Below are 288 nucleotides of genomic sequence, written 5' to 3'. Positions count from 1 at the left end.
ATCCGTATATAAGTTTCCGATACCTTTCTTTTTCACACGGATAAAGCCGCGGATCAGGGCGAACAGGACTGCCATACCAACGGCCGGAGTAACGAAGTTCAGAACTCCCAGACCAATCATCTGTGAAAAATAGCTGAGAGCCGACTCACCGGAGTAAGCCTGCCAGTTCGTATTTGTCACGAAGCTGGCTGCCGTATTGAAGCCCAGTTGCCAGGAGGTTCCCGCCTGCCCTTCCGGATTCAGCGGAAGTATGTTCTGAAGCATTAAGATCAGCCTCAGAACCGCCAG

Annotated in this window: 1 protein-coding gene; it reads right to left on the bottom strand. The window is 51.7% G+C overall.

Annotated elements, in window-relative coordinates; all coding sequences use genetic code 11:
- On the bottom strand, positions 1–288 hold a 288-nt coding region (locus NE473_RS32115; protein ID WP_256265725.1), incomplete at both ends, for a potassium-transporting ATPase subunit KdpA.

It is taken from the genome of Hungatella sp. SL.1.14, from assembly GCF_024460495.1.
Classification (GTDB): Bacteria; Bacillota; Clostridia; order Lachnospirales; family Lachnospiraceae; genus Hungatella; species Hungatella hathewayi.
The sequence above is the reverse complement of the archived record's forward strand: the minus strand, read 5'-3'. Positions and strand labels throughout refer to the sequence as shown.